The organism is Stenotrophomonas sp. S39 (assembly GCF_016624665.1).
Lineage (GTDB): Bacteria > Pseudomonadota > Gammaproteobacteria > Xanthomonadales > Xanthomonadaceae > Stenotrophomonas.
The window spans coordinates 1-17,146 of record NZ_JACVTT010000021.1; the positions used below are offsets into that span (position 1 = coordinate 1).

Here is a 17,146-nt window from a genome sequence, read left to right on the forward strand (position 1 = left end):
CGCCAGGCAGTCGATCTGCAGGCGGTTGTCGCCGCAGACCGATTCGGTGCCCTCGAAGCGCTCGACCACCAGGCCCTGTTCGGGGCCCTGCAGCTGGATCAGGCGTTCGCGGTGCGACAGCGAGGCGAGGGATGCAAGCAGGGAGGAGCTTGGGATGTCCATATCATCAGGCTCATGGCAGGGTAATCGTGATGTGGGCGGTGCGCTCGGGCATCTGCACCACGTCGTTGTAGGCGGCCAGCTGCTGGCGCGTCTCGTGGCCCAGGTAGGTGCGCACGCCGAAGAAGGCGACGATGCCGAAGCAGCCCACCACCACCGCCGGCAGCCACAACGGCACCACGCGGCGCAGGCTGTGGCGCACGTTGTCCGGCGGCAGCGCGTGCGGTGCGAAGCCGTGGCGCTTGCCCTTCAGGTAGACGATTTCATCGCCCAGTCGCGCGGTCAGGTAGCCCAGCTTCTCGGTGCCTTCCAGGCGGTACTTGCCCTCGAAACCCATCAGCAGGCAGTAGTGGTATACCTCCAGCGACGGCAGGCGCGCGGCGCCCTGGCGGCGCAGCTCTTCCAGGCGATCGAAGAAGTGCTCGCCGGCCAGGTGCTCGCCGAACATGCGCAGCTGCAGCGGGTTGCGCTCCCAGGTCTCGTGCAGCTGCGACGGCTGCGACAGGATCGCCTCGTCCACGGCGGCACAGAAGGCGTACTTGGCGGCATAGACATCTTCCGAGGCCACGCCCAGGCGCATCGCATTGCGTTCCACGCCATCAAGGAACTTCTGCACGGTCTGCACGAAGCCTTCGGCATCGTTCGGCAGCTGGCCGCGCTTGAGCAGCAGCAGCAGGTAGAAGCCGTCGGACATCAGGTCCTGCAGGCTCTGCGGGTTGGCGGCCTGCGGCGTGGGGTTGGCCATCGCGCCGTTTGCGGTCAGCGAAGGCATCGGGCCCGGGGTCGGGGGCAGGGGGGAATTCATCATGAGGTCACCGCCACAAGTTCCATCTTCAGTTCGGCAATGCCGGCCGGCACGTAGATCATCAGCGACTGCGACTTGAGCATGCGCTCATACAGTGCGCCGCGTGCATCCAGCTCGAAGTAGTGGCTGCCCGGGCGCACCGGAATCGCCGCGGGCACCTGCGCCGCGTGGACCAGCTTCACGCCCGGCAGCGCGGACAGCACGCACTTCTCCACGTCGTCCGGCGCGCCGACCTTGAAGCGGACCGGGACGCTCTGGATCAGCTCCTGCGCCGGCATCGATGCCGACACGGACAGGTAGAACGAGGCCTCGCCGTCGATGCGCTGCGAGTCCAGCCGGCCCAGGTGGTAGGACGGCTTGACCTCGTTGAGCGCGATCTTGAAGTAGCGTGTCGAGATCACCGTATCCAGCAGGGCACGCACGATCTCCAGCAGCTTGCGGAACGAAGCTTCCGGCTGGTCGTGGCGGTACACCGGCAGGTCGCTGAGCTGGTAGGCGTTGGAGAAGGTCAGCAGTGCGCCCGCCATGCGCAGCAGCTCCTGGTGCAGGCGCTCGGGATGCAGCTGCGGATGGTGCAGCAGGTGGGCCAGCGCACTGAAGGAACTGTTGATGGTGTGCAGCAGCCAGAACGAGGCGATGTCGCCTGAACGGAACTCGATGATGTTCTGCGACGTCTGCCGGTGCAGGCCGTAAAGCGCATCCACCTTCGCCTGCAGTGCATCGAGCACCGCCCGCAGTTCGCGGTGCAGGAACGGCGAAGCCTGCAGCTGCGCGGAGGGCGGAATGAACTCGTCATCCAGCTCGAAGCCGCCACTGGACGTGCGCCGCACGCGCGCCACCGCGACGGTGCTGTACGCATCGCGCGGCTGGTCGTCGGTCAGCAGCTTCACGGCCTTGCTCAGGTACGACAGCTCGGCCTCGACCGCGTCGGTGAACAGGTCCTGCGTGTCCCGGTTGGCCTGGCGGTACCGCGCGAGCACCGTGCCTTCGGCGTCAGCGCAGTTGGCGCCATCGTCACGCAGCAGGGGCAGCGCCAGATAGACCACGGTGCTCTGGATGCCGGGCGGCAGCTCATGCAGCGACACCGCGTCGGGCAGGCTGTCGTGGGCCGGGGCGTCGTAGGTTTCGCCATCGGGGAACACCGCCGACAGGTCCAGCGGGCGCAGGGTGCCACCGGACAGCGCGTGTGGATCGAAACGTACGCGACGCGCGCCCCATGCATACGGGTGCAGCGTCTGGGAAAGGTCCTGCAGTCGCGCCTCGTGGTACGCATCCTGGCGCTGGAAATGCTGGGGGCGCAGGAACAGTCCCTCACCCCAGAGAACCTTCGACATCCTGCTTACATAAGCCACGTTCAATCCTTGGAAATAGCTTGAAAAAAAAGCCCGCGCCAGCGAGCGGCGCCGCCGTTATCGTGCGGCAGGATGACAGCTGCCCGGCGCTTCAATGTGAAAGTGTGAAACACTCCACATATTTACTTGTTCGAGGCTTGGCCTCGCGACGCAGATACTATCCCATCGTGGAATTCGAGTGCCAGAATTCTGGCAGCCATTCACTTTGCCCCCGCGCAGCGGATGGATGCGAGGCTGCCGGGATCGCCGGAGATCCGCGTCAACAGGGCCTTGCTGTCACTGGTCAACGCGCAGGCATGCACGCCGATGGTGACGCCGTCCTGGGGGAGCGTCTTGCCCTTGGTGTCGAAGGCCAGGCGCCAGCGGTTCTCGGCCGGGGCCCGGAACAGCGCCACCACGCCGAGGACTGCACTTCCTTCACTCAACTGCTCGGACAATTCCTGCCGCGCCCCGGGGGTCAGCACCACTTCGTTGACCGAAAGCAGGTCCGCGCCCAGTGCGGCCTGTTCGCCGGCCTGGTCGAGGAAGGCATTGAAGGGCGCCTGCTCGAAGCGGTGAAGGCTGCGCAGGTGGTAGATCTTCACGACGGCTGCGGAGGCGCGCTTGTCATTGCCGGCATTGAGGTTGGTGCCAGCGTACAGGCGCAGGGGGATGACCGGCGGGGCTTCTGGCTTGTCCTCGCGGATGCCGACGACCTGCAGGGTCTTGTCCATCGCCTTGCCCAGCTTGCTGTCAGAGGCGCAACCGGAAAGGGAAGAGGAGATTATCAGCGTCAAAAACGTGACGGATATCACGCGTTGAAATGAGAGGGGCTGCACATTCATGTGGTTGGATGGGCTCTGATGGTGGGTTCAAATTCACGCAAACAGCGTGTTTTCCTCGCGAATATCACATCGGCATGTGAAGAATGTGTCCAGCAAATCCGCCATATTCTTGACGAAATTCACTATACCGATGCGTATTCGCGAATGTACACTTCCGGCGAATGGGGCAGGAATCCCGTGCGTTGTACCCGCGGAGATTCGGCTTCCTTCAGGAATTAATTTCGACGAGGGATCACTATGGAAGTGAAGGCAATGGGGAAGGCTGTGTACCGGCCGATGTTCGCGCTGATGTTGTTGTCGGGCCTTGCTGCCTGCTCCTCGTCGCCGAAGAAGGCAGAAGTCGTTCCGTTCGAGACGACGCTGAGCAACGCTGAGGCGCAGGTGACCGTGGGTGGCGCCGATGCGGCGATCACCGCGTTCGAGGAAGCCGCCAAGGCTGACCCGACCCGCAAGGAACCGTGGGTGCGCATCGCGCAGCTGCAGTTCGACCAGGGGCAGTACGCGCGCGCGATCGTGGCAGCCGAAGAAGTCCTGCAGCGCGACCCGGAAGATCTGGTTGCCGATGGCGTGATCACCGTTGCGGGCTTCCGCGTTGCCAACCAGTCGCTGACGCGCCTGCAGGGCCGTGGTGCACTGGCATCGGACACCGCCCGCAAGGAAGCGCAGACGCTGGCCAACACCCTGCGCACCACGATGGGTGACGCGATCCTCGCCGACCCGACGCCCAAGCCCAAGCCCCGCGCCCGCACCCGCACGACGCGTTCGGCTCCGCCGGCTGCAAGTCAGCCCGCCGCCCAGCCGGCCAAGCCCGCTGCCCGTTCGAACAACTCCGATCCGTTCCAGAACATCGGCAACTGATCCGGAACCGGCCCCAGTCAGGAGACACACATGGCCAAGAAGGAAAGCATCCAGAAGCGGCTGCAGAAGATCCGCCCGCCGCGCGTCCAGCTCACCTACGACGTCGAGAAGGGTGACGCGATCGAGCAGAAGGAACTGCCGTTCGTGGTCGGCGTGATGGGCGACTTCAGCGGCAATCCAGAACAGCCGCTGCCCAAGGTCAAGGATCGCAAGTTCGTCAACGTGGACCTGGACAACTTCGACGAAGTGATGGAAGGCGTCGCGCCGCGCGCGGTCTACCGCGTGCCGAACAAGATCAGCAACGAGGGTGGCGAATTCGGTGTCGAGCTGAAGTTCAACTCCATCGATGACTTCCGTCCCGAGTCCGTCGTGCAGCAGATCGAACCGCTGCGCCGACTGCTCGAATCGCGTACCAAGCTGGCCGATCTGCGCAACAAGCTGGCTGGCAACGAGAAGCTGGAAGATCTGCTGACCGATGTGCTCAACAACACCGAGCAGCTGAAGCAGCTCGGCGCGACCAAGGAGGACTGATCGATGTCAGCCGAAGCCAGCCAACTGGCCACCCAGGCCACCGAACTGGAAGACGTCGGTCTTCTCGACCAGATCGTCGAGAAGAGCAAGGTCGCCAAGTCGCAGACCGAGCACGACCGCGCCAAGGACATCATCGCCGCCCTGGCGAAGGAAGTCCTGGACGGCACCGTCGTGGTCTCCGACAACCTCAACCTGACGCTCGACGCGCGCATCGCCGAGATCGACCGGATCATCTCCGAGCAGCTCAGCGCGGTCATGCACGCCGAGTCCTTCCAGAAGCTGGAAGGCAGCTGGCGTGGCCTGCACTACCTGTGCCAGCAGACCTCCACCGGCCCGAACATGAAGATCAAGGTCTTCAATTCGCCGCAGAAGGACCTGGTGAAGGACTTCAAGTCCGCCATCGACTTCGACCAGAGCGCGCTGTTCAAGAAGGTCTACGAAGAAGAGTTCGGCACCTTCGGTGGTGCGCCGTTCGGCGCGCTGATCGGTGACTACTTCCTCGGCCGCCAGCCGGAGGACATGTACTTCATCGAACAGATGTCGCACGTCGCCGCTGCCGCGCACGCGCCGTTCATCTCCGCCGCCAGTGAAGGCATGTTCGGCCTGGAGACCTTCACCGATCTGGGCAAGCCCCGCGATCTGGCCAAGGTGTTCGACACGGTCGAGTACGCAAAGTGGAAGTCGTTCCGCGAGAGCGAGGACAGCCGCTACGTCGGCCTGACCATGCCGCGCTTCCTCGGCCGCCTGCCGTACAACCCGAAGGATGGCACCACGGTCGAGGGCTTCAACTTCGTCGAAGAGATCGAAGCGGCCGACCACAGCAAGTTCCTGTGGTGCAACACCGCCTACGCCATGGGCGCGCGCCTGACCCAGGCGTTCGAGAGCTTTGGCTGGTGCGCGGCCATCCGTGGCGTGGAAGGTGGCGGCCTGGTCGAAGACCTGCCGACCCATACCTTCCGTACCGACGACGGTGAAGTGGCGCTGAAGTGCCCCACCGAGGTGGCCATCACCGACCGTCGTGAAAAAGAACTCAGTGACCTCGGCTTCATGCCGCTGGTGCACTGCAAGAACACCGACTACGCCGCGTTCTTCGGCGCCCAGTCGGCACAGAAGCCGAAGAAGTACAACACCGATTCGGCCAATGCCAACGCGATCCTGTCTGCCCAGTTGCAGTACATCTTCGCGGTCTCGCGCATCGCCCATTACCTCAAGGCGATGATGCGCGAGAAGATCGGCAGCTTCGCTTCGGCGGGGAACGTCGAGGAATTCCTGAACCGTTGGATCGCCCAGTACGTGCTGCTGGACGACAACGCCTCCCAGGAAGCCAAGGCCCAGTTCCCGCTGCGCGAGGCATCTGTGCAGGTTTCGGAGGTGCCGGGCAAGCCCGGTGTCTACCGCGCGGTGGCCTTCATCAGGCCGCATTTCCAGCTCGATGAGCTGTCTGTCTCGTTGCGTCTGGTCGCCGAACTGCCGGCGTCCGCGAAGAAGTCGTAACGATTTGCAGTACCTGAAGCGTCCAGGGGAGTTCCCCCCCCGGATTGCAGTGACGCTTATTTCAAGAGGGCGTAGCCCCCCTTAACCGCCAGGCCCCCGCCTGGCACACCAAATCTCACGGAAGAACGGAATTTAGGAGACCAGATATGCAACACGCTTTCCTCTCGATTGACACCATCAAGGGCGAGTCGCACGACGACAAGCACAAGGACTGGATTGAAATCCAGTCGTTCTCGCAGGACCTGCTGCAGCCGCGTTCGGCCACCGCGTCGACCTCCGGCGGCACCACCGCAGCCCGCGTGAACCTGTCCCCGATCGAAATCACCAAGTCGATCGACCTCGCCTCCACGGCCCTGAACCAGGCCGCTTCCAACGGCACCACCTTCCCGAAGGCGCAGATCCAGTTCATGCGCGCCGACAAGGACGGCAACGCGATCAATTACTACATGATCGAGCTGCTGAACGTGCTGGTCCACCGCGTCACCACCACGGTGGACAAGGAAGGCATGCCGCAGGAAGTTGTTCAGTTGAGCTTCGGCGCCATCAAGTGGACTTACCAGCAGCAGAAGCCGGAAGGCGGAGTTGGTGGCAAGACCGTGGCACAGTGGAGCGCAACCAAGAACATCCCGAACTACACCGTTTGATGTTGTGTCGCTGCGATGGCGCCTTGTGCGCCATCGCAGTCTGATCGTCAGGTGAGGCCAGGAACGGCCTCGCCTTTGCTGCACCGCTGCCGCCCGCACGGATGCCGAACCTGAGTGGATCGTCCAATGAAGGGACTCGAACCCAGCCTGCTGGAAAAACTGTTCGACGACGCGCCGAAGCAACCGGCCGGCGGGCCTGTATTCAAGTCCGTTTCGCTCGAGCAGTACAAGGAATCCATTGCCCGCGACCTGGAGGGGCTGCTGAATTCACGCGCCGCGTTCCAGGAAGGGGACATGAAGGAATTTCCCAATTGCCGTCAATCGCTGCTGACCTACGGGCTGGCGGATTTCTCGGCGATGAGCCTGGCCAATGCGTACGATCGCGCTGCGATCTGCCGTTCACTGGAGCAGGCCGTGGCGCGCCATGAGCGTCGCCTGCGCAATGTCAATGTCCACCTGGATGCAGGCAACCAGTTTGCAGGTGGCCTGCATTTCACCATCCATGCATTGCTCGACCTGGAGCCGGCCCGCGAGCCGGTCAGCTTCGACGCGATGCTGCAGCCTTCGACCCTGCAGTACCAGGTCAGCCGCGCACGTCGTACGCAGGCCGCCTGATGCAGGATCTGCTGCCTTACTACGAACGTGAGCTGGGCTACCTGCGTCGCTATGGGCGGGAGTTTGCCGAGCGCTATCCGAAGATCGCCGGCCGCCTGCAGCTCTCTGCCGACGGCAGCCAGGATCCGCACGTCGAGCGCCTGATCGAAGCCTTCGCACTGCTGACAGCTCGCGTCTCCAAGCGCATCGAGGATGACTACCCGGAGTTCACCGATGCGCTGCTGGACGTGCTGTACCCGCATTACCTGCGGCCGTTCCCGTCCTGCTCCATCGCCTGCTTCGACATGGAAGGGGTGGCGTCCAAGTTGAGCGCCCCGGTGCGGGTGCCGCGCGGCACCGCGCTGCAGAGCCGCCCGGTTCGCGGCGTGCCCTGCGATTTCCGTACCGCCTATGACGTCGTGCTCGCGCCGATCGGCGTGCAGCAGGTGGTCTACCGCAGCGTGGCCGATGCGCCGATGGCGACGACCCTGCCGGCCGGTACCGGCGGACAGATTTCCCTCGGTTTCCAGCTGCTGTCCGACCAGCTGGGCTTCCACCAGCTGGGCACCGATCACCTCCGCCTGTTCCTCGATGGAGAGCCGTCGGTGCGCGCTGCCTTGCGCGACGCACTGATGCTGGGTGTGAAGGCGGCATACGTCGAGTCCGACGGCGATGGCCGCTGGCGCCGGCTGGATACTGTGCCGCTCAGCCCGGTCGGCTTCGCCGACAACGAGGCGCTGATTGATTTCCCGGCGCGATCGCATCCGGCCTATCGCCTGCTGACCGAACTGTTCGCCTATCCGGAGAAGTTCGGCTTCGTCGATCTGCACCTGCCTGCACTCATCGCCAGTGCGAGCCGTCGCTTCACCCTGCACCTGGTGCTCAACGCGCAGGGGCAGGACCGCAACGGCACGATGGTGCTGGAGGAGCTGGGGCCGCATAACCTGCGCCTGGGCTGCACGCCCATCGTGAACCTGTTCCAGACCAGCGGTGAGCCGATCCGGGTCACCCATCGCACGGTCAACTATCCGGTGCTGGCCGATGCGCGTCGCGCGTTCGCCTATGAGGTGCATTCGATCGATTCGGTACACCGCATCCGGCAGACCCCGCAGGGCGAGCTGATCCAGGCGTTCCGCCCGTTCTATTCGCTGCAGCACGGTGAAGATCCCGAGCGCACCGGCCAGTATTGGGTGGCGCGCCGTGATGAGGACGTCGCGCGGCAGAGCCCGGGTTTCGAGACGGAAATCAGCTTCGTCGACCTGGCGTTCAACCCGGTGTTGCCGCAGACCGATACCGTCAGCCTGGAGCTGACCTGCAGCAATCGTGACCTGCCCAACCAGCTCGCCTTCGGCGTGGCCGGCGGCGACCTGAACATCGAGGGCGGCAGCCCGGCCAAGGCGATCAGCCTGCTGCGCAAGCCGACCAAGCCGCTGCGCTTCCGCCATGGCCGCAATGCCCAGTGGCGCCTTATCTCCCATCTTTCCCTGAACCAGCTTTCGCTGACGGCCAGTGGCCTGCCTGCGCTGAAGGAGATGCTGCGCCTGTACGACCTGTCGGGCAGCAACGTCTCGGCGCGCCAGATCGACGGCATCCTCGAATTGGAACAGACCCCGGTCACCACCTGGATGCACGGCCGCCAGTTCGCCTCGGTGGTCCGTGGCCTGGAGATCCGGTTGACCCTCAATGAAGCCCATTTCGTGGGTACCGGTGTGGCCGCCTTCGCCCAGGTGATGGACCACTTCTTTGCACTGTACGTGCATGCCAACAGCTTTACCCGACTGGTGCTGGTGTCCAGCGACAGCGGGGAGGAGATCGTCCGATGCCCAGCGCGCAGCGGCGAATCGATCCTGGCGTAGCCCAGCAGCTGCTCGCCGAGCCCCACCGCTTCCAGTTCTTCCAGGCGGTCCGGGTCCTCGAGCAGGTGTTCCAGCGGCAGGGCGTCAAGCCCGGCCAGGCCGTGCCCATGCGGGTGCGCTTCCGCAATTCGCTCTCGCTGGGCTTCCCGGCCACCGAACTCTCGGCAGAGGGCGAGGTCTATTCGCTGCAGGGCGACCGCCTGCAGGGGCAGGAGGCGATCGAGGAGGCGCTGCACGGCGAGACGCTCGCCGAAGTGCACCTGACCCCGCAGTTCATGGGCCTGCTCGGTACCGCCGGCGCGTTGCCGCTGCACTACACCGAAACCCTGCAGCTGCGCGAGCTGTACCAGCGCGATCGCACGGCACGCGCCTTCCTGGACATCTTCTCCAGCCGCGCGGTGTCGCTGCACTATGCCGCCTGGAAGAAGCATCGCCTGGCCATGCAGTACGAACTGGACCGGCGCGAGCGTTTCCTGCCGCTGGTGCTGTCGCTGCTCGGCATGGGCATGAGCGAGCTGCGCGATCGCCTGCACGAGGGCAAGGGCGACATCTTTGACGAAGCGGTGGCCTACTACGCCGGTGCGGTGCGCCAGCGGCCGGTGTCTGCAGCGCTGATGCAACGCGTGCTTTCGGACTACTTCACGGTGCCCCTGCACGTGGAGCAGTTCGTCGGCGCGTGGTACCGGGTGCCGGCGGGGCAGGCAACCCGCCTGGGCCAGGCCAACGCCGTACTTGGCGCCAGCGCACTGGCCGGCGACCGGGTCTGGCAGCGCGACCTGCGCCTGCGCCTGCGCATCGGCCCGCTTCGCCGCGACCAATTCGATGATTTCCTGCCCGGCGGCAGCGCTGCCGAAGCATTGGCCAAATGGCTGTCGCTGTTGACCGGCGGCATTCTTGAATACGAAGTACGGCTGGTGCTGCGTGCCGAGGATGTGCAGGGCAGCGCACTCGGCAGTGGCGGTGGCGCCCGCCTTGGCTGGGACAGCTACCTCTGCACCCAGCCGCAGGTGACTTCGCGTGAGGACACCACCTATGGCATCCACACGCTGCAATGACAACCTGCCGGTGGCCGTTGTGCCGCCGGCTCCTGAACGGTTCCAGCAAGGAGTGCGCGTTTCCGCATGAGCATCAACCTCAAAACCCTGATCAGCAAGCTGGACGACACCTGCCGCCAGGCGGCCGAGCGGGCCGCGAACCTGTGCATGGCGCGCGGCAACTACGAGGTGGACCTGGAACATCTGTTCCTGGCGCTGCTCGAGCAGCCGCAGAGCGATTTCGTGTTGATCGCGCGCCGCAGCGGCATTCTGCCCGAGTCGCTGGAGCGCGATCTCAACGACGAGATCAGCCAGTTCAAGAACGGCAACAGCCGCACGCCGGTGTTTTCCCAGCACATTCCCAAGCTGTTCGAACATGCCTGGCTGATCGCATCGCTGGATTCGGAAACCACCCGCATCCGCAGCGGCCACCTGCTGCTGGCGCTGCTGACCGAGCCCGATCTGGCGCAGCTGGCCTACCGCGGCTCGAAGCTGTTCGTGCGCTTCAAGCGCGATGAGCTCAAGCACGACTTCGCCAAGCTGACCGAAGGTTCGCAGGAAGCCGTGCAGACCGTCCGCTTCGCCGACGCGTCGGCGACCGGCGAGCCGGCCGAAGGCGACGAGGTGGGGGCAGGCGAGGCCAAGGGCGGCCTGTCCAAGACCCCGGCGCTGGACCAGTTCACCACCAACCTCACCCAGCGCGCACGCGAGGGCAAGATCGACCCGGTGATCGGCCGCGACGGCGAGATCCGTCAGGTGGTCGACATCCTGATGCGCCGGCGCCAGAACAACCCGATCCTCACCGGCGAAGCTGGCGTCGGCAAGACGGCCGTGGTCGAGGGCCTGGCCAAGCGCATCACCGACAAGGACGTGCCCGATGTCCTGCAGGGCGTCGAGCTGCACACCCTGGACATGGGCCTGCTGCAGGCCGGTGCCAGCGTCAAGGGCGAGTTCGAGAACCGCCTGAAGAACGTCATCGATGAGGTCAAGAAGAGCCCGCATCCGATCATCCTGTTCATCGACGAAGCGCACACGATGATCGGTGCCGGTGGCACAGCCGGCCAGAATGACGCGGCCAACCTGCTGAAGCCGGCACTGGCCCGCGGCGAGCTGCGCACCATCGCGGCCACCACCTGGAGCGAGTACAAGAAGTACTTCGAGAAGGATGCCGCCCTGGCGCGGCGCTTCCAGGTGGTCAAGGTGGAGGAGCCCACCGAAGCACTGGCTGCCGCCATGCTGCGCGGCATGGTTGGGCTGATGGAATCGCACTTCAACATCCGCGTGCTGGACGAAGCCGTGACCGAAGCCGTGCGCCTGTCGCACCGCTATATCAGCGGCCGCCAGCTGCCGGACAAGGCGGTCAGCGTGCTCGACACGGCCTGCGCCAAGGTGGCGTTGGGCCAGAGTGCCACGCCGGCCATCATCGAAGACACGCGCAAGCACCTGGATCGACTGCACGCCGAGATCAGCGCGCTGCAACGCGAATCCGCCGGCGGCAGCGACCATGGCGAGCGCCTGGCGGAACTGCATGTCCAGCAGAGCGAAGCGCAGGCGGTACTGGCCAGCAACGAAGAACGCCTCGGCCGCGAACGCGACCTGGCCACGAAGATCGCCGCACTGCGCCAGCAGCTGGAGCAGGGCAGCCCGGAGCCGGTCGAGCGCGATGGCGCCGCCGATGACGGCGACGGTGATGTCGCCGTCGCCAAGCCTGCAGCCAAGCGTGGCAGGGCGGCGCCCGTGCAGTCGCCGCAGCATGCCGAGCTGGCACGCCTGCAGGCCGAGCTGCGCGAGCTGCAGGGTGAGACCCCGATGGTGCCGTTGCAGGTGGATGGCACGGTGGTGGCCGAAATCGTCTCTGCCTGGACCGGTGTTCCGCTGGGCCGCATGGTGAAGGACGAGATCCGCACGGTGCGCACGCTGGGCAACCTGCTGGTTGAACGCGTGATCGGCCAGGACCACGCGCTGGATGCCATCGCCCAGCGCGTGCGTACCGCCACGGCCCGGCTGGAAGACCCCAACAAGCCGCGCGGCGTGTTCATGTTTGTGGGCCCGTCCGGTGTCGGCAAGACCGAAACCGCGCTGGCCCTGGCCGACATCCTGTACGGCGGCGAGCGCAAGCTGGTCACCATCAACATGAGCGAGTACCAGGAAGCACACAGTGTGTCCGGCCTGAAGGGTTCGCCGCCGGGCTACGTCGGCTACGGCGAGGGTGGCGTGCTGACCGAAGCGGTGCGCCGCAACCCGTACAGCGTTGTGCTGCTCGACGAAGTCGAGAAGGCGCATCCAGACGTGCTGGAAATGTTCTTCCAGGTGTTCGACAAGGGCGTGATGGATGATGCCGAAGGCCGTGAGATCGACTTCCGCAACACGCTCATCATCCTCACCTCCAACATCGGTTCCTCGCAGATCATGCAGGCCTGCCTGAACAAGCCGGCCGAGGAGATCCCTGCGGCCGACGCGCTTGGCGAGGCCCTGCGCCCGGTGCTGATGCGCACCTTCAAGCCGGCCTTCCTCGGCCGCCTGAAAGTCGTGCCGTACTACCCCATCAACGATGACGTGCTGGTGCAGATCATCACGCTCAAGCTCGGCCGCATCCGCGACCGCGTCATCGCCAATCACAAGGCCACCTTCAGCTGGGACGACAGCCTGGTGGAGGCCGTGCTTGCACGTTGCACCGAAGTGGACTCGGGTGCGCGCAACGTTGACCACATCCTCAATGGAACCCTGCTGCCGGAAATCGCGGAAAGCGTGCTGGCGGCAATGGCCGAGGGGAACCGGATCAACGCCATCAAAGTCACCGCCGGCAAGAAGGGTGACTTCAAATACAAAGTGTCATGACACTGAGCAAAAGGAGAACGCTGATGGAATTCTTTGGATTTGACCGCGAAGCAGCCCTGAACCACTGCGACAGCCTGGAACTGGGCCTGGGTCGTGAACTGGACCGCGTCCGTTCGTGGAACCGGCTGCGCCCGGAACACGTGATCGAACTGCTGGACACCGCTGTGCCGGCTGCCCGCCAGGACGCCCGCAACATCGCTGCGCAGATCAGCCGCGGTTCCTGGCGCATCCACATGGATGCCCCGGTCGTGGGCAAGCCGCAGCTGGTGAGCAATGCGCGTGAAGTGCAGATCACCGCCGGTGGCCGCGACTATCGCCTGAAGATCAGCGAAGGCGTGCGCCTGCAGCTGGAAGAGATCGTCCAGGCGGCCTGATCGCCGTGTGTGCCTGCGGCCCGGAAGGGGCGCAGGCCACGCGGAAGCGGGAAGCGGAGGCAACCGATGCGTACGTCGCATGCAGACCACCTTGAAGTCCGGGACGTCGGGGAAACACCATGGAACTGGTAAACAACCTGCGGGCGGCACTGGCCGGCCCGTCACACGCTCAGCGCTTCTTGCGACTGCATACGTCGCTGGGAAGCGATGTGCTGGTGGCCGAAACCCTCGATGGCGTCGAGCAGATCGACGGCATCGGCTTCCAGTGGACGATCACGGCGCTTTCGCTGGATGCGAGCCTGGCGCTGGCACCGCTGATCGGGCAGGGCGCGCTGCTGCAGCTGCAACAGGCCGACGGCAGCGTGCGGCCGCTGCATGGACGCATCACCGCCGCCGAGCGGCTGGGCAGCAATGGCGGCCTGGCGCGCTACCGGCTGCGCCTGCAGCCCTGGCTGGCTTTCCTGTCGCAGCGGGTGGACAGCTACGTCTTCCATGACAAGACCGTGGTCGAGATCGTCGAAGACCTCTTCGCCGATTACGGCACGTTGGCGCCGGCCTGGCGCTGGTCGCTGGGCGATGCCAGCCAGTACGCGCGGCGCAGCCTGACCACCCAGTACCAGGAAAGCGACCTGGCCTTCATCCAGCGCCTGCTGGCCGAAGAAGGCATCTATTACTGGTTCGAGCATGCCGGCGAGCCCGGCGGCGCGGACTTCGGCACGCACACGCTGGTGCTGGCCGACCATAGCCACGACAGCGCCGAGCTGGGCGTGGTGCGTTTCCACCGCCGCGACGAGAGCGAGCGCAGCGACAGCGTGCAGCAATGGTCCACCGCCAACCGCTGGCGGCCGGGCAAGGTCGAGCGTGCCACCTGGGATTACCGCACCCTGGAACGCCGCCAAGCCAGTGCCGAGGCCGGGCAGGGCAACGACCTGGGCATCATCGACCGTGACACCTGCGGTCCTTACGGCTGGCAGGACAATGCCCGCGGCCAGCGCCGCGCACAGCAGCACCTGGATGCACTGCGCGTGCGCGCGCAGACCATCGACGGCGCCGGCCAGTGGCGTGCTCTGGCGCCCGGTGCACGATTCGGGCTGTCGCAGCACCCGCAGGTGGGCGAGGACGCCCGTTTCCTTTGCGTGTCAGTGCGGCACCAGGCGCGCAACAACCTCGATGCCGAGGTGTTTGATGCGCTGGAGAAGACCCTGGGCCCGGCCAGCGTCGCGGCCCCGGCACTGCCCGGCGCATTGTCCGGGCTGGCCTATGGCGATGCCCCCGGCGAGGTGTCCACCGCGTTCTACGACAACCGCTTCGTGGCCATTCCGGCTGAGGTGGTCTATCGCCCGCAGACCGAGGATGGCCACGGCGCGCACCTGCATCCGCGGCCGACGATCACCGGCACGCTCAGCGCGATCGTGGTCAGCGATGGCGACCCGCTGCTGTCCGACCGCGATCACCGCATCAAGGTGCAGTTCCCGTGGCAGCGCGGTGGCAACGCCAGCAACGGCCTGGCCCACCCCGGTGGCGACGACAACGCCCCGGCCAACGGCGGCGCCTGGACCTGGGTGCGGGTGATGACCCCGTGGGCCGGCGACAACTGGGGCGGCGTGGTGCTGCCACGGCGCGGGCAGGAAGTGCTGGTGGCGTTCCTGGAAGGCGACATCGATCGCCCGGTGGTGGTCGGTGCGGTCTACAACGGCCGTGGCCAGCAGGATGCGCAGCACAACCAGATCAACGGCGGTGGCGGCAACGCTACCGGCAACGCGGCGGCGTGGTTCGAGGGCAATGACCACGCGGCGGTGTACACCGGCTTCAAGAGCCAGGCGCTGGCTGACAGCCAGGGCGGCACCGGCGGCTACCAGCAGCTGCGCTTCGACGACACGCCGGGGCAGGGCCGAGCCCAGCTGTCCACCACCCAGCACGAGACCACGCTGACGCTGGGCCACCTGAAGGGCGGCCAGGACAACGTGCGCGACGGCGAGCGTGGCTTTGGCGTGGAGCTGGCCACGCAGGCACAGGGCGCGCTGCGCGCTGGCCGCGGCCTGCTGCTGACCACCGAGCAGGGCACGCCACAGATGGCCGCGCCACAGGCGCTGGCCCAGCTGCAGGAAGGGCAGCAGCTGCTGCAGCAGCTGGCCGAATCGGCCGCCAACCAGCAGGCGCAGCTGCCCAGCGACCCGGCCGAACTGCCCGCGGACACTACGCTGGGCGAGTTGCAGGAACACCTGCGTGCGACCCACAGCGGCAGCACGGCCGGCAGCATCACCGGGGGTGATGGCGAAGCGCCGGGCTGGAGCGCCCCGATTCTGCTGGGCAGTGGCGTGGCCGGCGTGCTGAGCCTGACCCCGGCCGACCAAGTCTGGGTGAGCGGCACGCACACCACCCTGGCCAGCGGCGTGGCGCTGAACTGGATGACGCAGGGCTCGCTGACGCTGGCGGTTGCCGGCGGCCTGGTGCTGTACACCGCCGGTGTGCAGCCCAGCGGCGAGAGCCCGAACCAGGAACGCGGCATCGCACTGCATGCCGCGCAGGGCAAGGTCAGCGCACGCGCGCACAAGAACCAGGCGATCGTGGCGGCCAAGACCCAGGTGCGCATTGCCAGCACCGAAGCAGACGTGATGCTGTCGGCGCCGAGCAAGCACCTGCTGGCGACGGCGGCGGGGGCCTACATCCGGATCGAGGGCGACAACATCGAGCTGGGCGCGCCGGGGAAGGTGGAGTTCAAGGCGAGCCAGCGGGAGTGGGTGGGGCCGGCGAGTGTGGCGGGGGAGGCGAAGCTGCCGAGCGCCGAATTCAAGGGGTGCGAACTGAAGCTGGAAGATGCATCCAGCCAAGGGGCCGGGCTTGTCTGATCCTAACGATCATCGGCTGTTCGAACACCTGCGACGCCAACTGATCGAGATGCGTGAAAGGGCGGGGGGCGCGCTGTATCTCCTGGTGGATCCGTCACTCCACGATCCATTCTCCGGCGTGGAAAGCGGGAATCCCAGGTTCACGCTTCCGCTTCCCGCGGCCAGATTCCCGCAAGGCACAGCGCCCTATCTACTGCGCGCGGGTGCCTTCGGCCGTGATCCTGTGGCCGATCTTTCCCTTCAACTTGCCATTGAACAGGCAGGACACTCCGCAGACAGCTCCAGCTCGACCAGTGCTCGCTCGATGGGCGCATGGATTGTACTGGCGGACGACCAGAATCCAATGCAGGTCGCCAGCGCGCTGGCAAGAAGCAGCCAGCTCGTCATTCAGGGCGAGCGGAGGACACTGAGATTCTGGGACCCAAGGGTCATGGACCTGCTGAACGGAATTCTGGATACGGATCAGCACCGGCAACTGCTGGCACCGATCCTGTCATATGCATGGATGCGGCGCGACCTTCTCATTCGTGTTCAGGCGCATGAGCCGGGACAGCAGGATCCTCTATCGCCATTGGCGGCACAGCTCCAGCTCTCTACGGAACAGGTGCGGTTGATCCAGTTGCTGCCTGACGTGAATCTTGTACTGGGGTCGCTTGAGAAGGCTGGCTGTGTCCACAGTGAAGACTACGCACTCGATGTGGCCCGGAATCTGCGCGCTGCCGAGGATCGCTGGCAGATGCAGGAAAAGGATGATCGAGTGGCCTTTGCCATCTGCTGCGGGGTTTACGGCGATGATTTCTGGGCGGACCCGGAGATCGTCTCCACCCTGTCGGGCATGCAGGGCCGGCAGGGTTGCATGGCAGTGGTCATCAACCAATTGACAGCAACCGACTCACGCCAAGCGACTGTGCACAGGGCTTGAGCTGGGTTTTTC

Annotated in this window: 14 protein-coding genes; 11 read left to right on the forward strand and 3 right to left on the reverse strand. The window is 65.5% G+C overall.

What is annotated here, in order from left to right; all coding sequences use genetic code 11:
- Positions 1-172: 172 nt before the first annotated feature.
- The 3 genes from icmH to tssJ form a co-directional block, all read right to left on the reverse strand.
- Positions 173-967: a type IVB secretion system protein IcmH/DotU gene (gene icmH, locus IAE41_RS07730; RefSeq protein WP_174208688.1), complete on the reverse strand. Its 795-nt coding sequence runs from the start codon at positions 965-967 to the stop codon at positions 173-175.
- A complete protein-coding gene (gene tssK, locus IAE41_RS07735; RefSeq protein ID WP_079222226.1) occupies positions 964-2,298 on the reverse strand; it encodes a type VI secretion system baseplate subunit TssK in 1,335 nt (444 codons plus the stop codon). The genes icmH and tssK overlap by 4 nt, the downstream gene beginning before the upstream one ends.
- Before the next feature lie 218 nt (positions 2,299-2,516).
- Positions 2,517-3,140: a type VI secretion system lipoprotein TssJ gene (gene tssJ, locus IAE41_RS07740; protein ID WP_079222225.1), complete on the reverse strand. Its 624-nt coding sequence runs from the start codon at positions 3,138-3,140 to the stop codon at positions 2,517-2,519.
- Between the two features lie 252 nt (positions 3,141-3,392).
- Here tssJ and IAE41_RS07745 point away from each other — a divergent pair, with 252 nt between their 5' ends.
- From IAE41_RS07745 to IAE41_RS07795, 11 genes are all read left to right on the forward strand, one after another.
- Positions 3,393-3,998 (forward strand): tetratricopeptide repeat protein, encoded by a 606-nt coding sequence (locus IAE41_RS07745; RefSeq protein WP_234458370.1) that lies wholly within the window; start codon positions 3,393-3,395, stop codon positions 3,996-3,998.
- 30 nt (positions 3,999-4,028) lie between these two features.
- A complete protein-coding gene (gene tssB / locus IAE41_RS07750; protein ID WP_079222224.1) occupies positions 4,029-4,529 on the forward strand; it encodes a type VI secretion system contractile sheath small subunit in 501 nt (166 codons plus the stop codon).
- Between the two features lie 3 nt (positions 4,530-4,532).
- Complete coding sequence (tssC, locus tag IAE41_RS07755) at positions 4,533-6,023, forward strand: type VI secretion system contractile sheath large subunit (protein ID WP_079222223.1); 1,491 nt, start codon at positions 4,533-4,535, stop codon at positions 6,021-6,023.
- Between the two features lie 146 nt (positions 6,024-6,169).
- Positions 6,170-6,667, forward strand: coding sequence for a type VI secretion system tube protein Hcp (locus tag IAE41_RS07760; protein ID WP_200732669.1), 498 nt, complete (start codon positions 6,170-6,172; stop codon positions 6,665-6,667).
- Between the two features lie 126 nt (positions 6,668-6,793).
- Complete coding sequence (gene tssE / locus IAE41_RS07765; protein WP_079222221.1) at positions 6,794-7,282, forward strand: type VI secretion system baseplate subunit TssE; 489 nt, start codon at positions 6,794-6,796, stop codon at positions 7,280-7,282.
- Positions 7,282-9,117, forward strand: coding sequence for a type VI secretion system baseplate subunit TssF (gene tssF, locus IAE41_RS07770; RefSeq protein ID WP_200732670.1), 1,836 nt, complete (start codon positions 7,282-7,284; stop codon positions 9,115-9,117). The genes tssE and tssF overlap by 1 nt, the downstream gene beginning before the upstream one ends.
- Positions 9,081-10,172: a type VI secretion system baseplate subunit TssG gene (gene tssG, locus IAE41_RS07775; protein ID WP_200732671.1), complete on the forward strand. Its 1,092-nt coding sequence runs from the start codon at positions 9,081-9,083 to the stop codon at positions 10,170-10,172. The genes tssF and tssG overlap by 37 nt, the downstream gene beginning before the upstream one ends.
- 66 nt (positions 10,173-10,238) lie before the next feature.
- Positions 10,239-12,989: a type VI secretion system ATPase TssH gene (gene tssH / locus IAE41_RS07780; RefSeq protein WP_200732672.1), complete on the forward strand. Its 2,751-nt coding sequence runs from the start codon at positions 10,239-10,241 to the stop codon at positions 12,987-12,989.
- A 23-nt stretch (positions 12,990-13,012) separates the two neighbouring features.
- Entirely contained in the window at positions 13,013-13,363 is a 351-nt protein-coding gene (locus IAE41_RS07785) for a hypothetical protein (RefSeq protein ID WP_108758440.1), read from the forward strand.
- A 119-nt stretch (positions 13,364-13,482) separates the two neighbouring features.
- Positions 13,483-16,212: a type VI secretion system Vgr family protein gene (locus IAE41_RS07790; protein WP_200732673.1), complete on the forward strand. Its 2,730-nt coding sequence runs from the start codon at positions 13,483-13,485 to the stop codon at positions 16,210-16,212.
- Complete coding sequence (locus tag IAE41_RS07795; protein WP_200732674.1) at positions 16,181-17,134, forward strand: hypothetical protein; 954 nt, start codon at positions 16,181-16,183, stop codon at positions 17,132-17,134. The genes IAE41_RS07790 and IAE41_RS07795 overlap by 32 nt, the downstream gene beginning before the upstream one ends.
- Positions 17,135-17,146: the final 12 nt, after the last annotated feature.

What these genes read in the sequence shown, in the direction of transcription:
- tssF (WP_200732670.1), top strand. Translation starts at nt 7,282, where the DNA reads ATGCAGGATCTGCTGCCTTACTACGAACGTGAGCTGGGCTACCTGCGT.
- tssB (WP_079222224.1), top strand. Translation starts at nt 4,029, where the DNA reads ATGGCCAAGAAGGAAAGCATCCAGAAGCGGCTGCAGAAGATCCGCCCG.
- IAE41_RS07760 (WP_200732669.1), top strand. Translation starts at nt 6,170, where the DNA reads ATGCAACACGCTTTCCTCTCGATTGACACCATCAAGGGCGAGTCGCAC.
- tssH (WP_200732672.1), top strand. Translation starts at nt 10,239, where the DNA reads ATGAGCATCAACCTCAAAACCCTGATCAGCAAGCTGGACGACACCTGC.
- icmH (WP_174208688.1), bottom strand. Translation starts at nt 967, where the DNA reads ATGATGAATTCCCCCCTGCCCCCGACCCCGGGCCCGATGCCTTCGCTG.
- tssE (WP_079222221.1), top strand. Translation starts at nt 6,794, where the DNA reads ATGAAGGGACTCGAACCCAGCCTGCTGGAAAAACTGTTCGACGACGCG.
- IAE41_RS07745 (WP_234458370.1), top strand. Translation starts at nt 3,393, where the DNA reads ATGGGGAAGGCTGTGTACCGGCCGATGTTCGCGCTGATGTTGTTGTCG.
- IAE41_RS07790 (WP_200732673.1), top strand. Translation starts at nt 13,483, where the DNA reads ATGGAACTGGTAAACAACCTGCGGGCGGCACTGGCCGGCCCGTCACAC.
- tssK (WP_079222226.1), bottom strand. Translation starts at nt 2,298, where the DNA reads ATGTCGAAGGTTCTCTGGGGTGAGGGACTGTTCCTGCGCCCCCAGCAT.
- tssG (WP_200732671.1), top strand. Translation starts at nt 9,081, where the DNA reads ATGCCCAGCGCGCAGCGGCGAATCGATCCTGGCGTAGCCCAGCAGCTG.
- tssC (WP_079222223.1), top strand. Translation starts at nt 4,533, where the DNA reads ATGTCAGCCGAAGCCAGCCAACTGGCCACCCAGGCCACCGAACTGGAA.
- IAE41_RS07785 (WP_108758440.1), top strand. Translation starts at nt 13,013, where the DNA reads ATGGAATTCTTTGGATTTGACCGCGAAGCAGCCCTGAACCACTGCGAC.
- tssJ (WP_079222225.1), bottom strand. Translation starts at nt 3,140, where the DNA reads ATGAATGTGCAGCCCCTCTCATTTCAACGCGTGATATCCGTCACGTTT.
- IAE41_RS07795 (WP_200732674.1), top strand. Translation starts at nt 16,181, where the DNA reads ATGCATCCAGCCAAGGGGCCGGGCTTGTCTGATCCTAACGATCATCGG.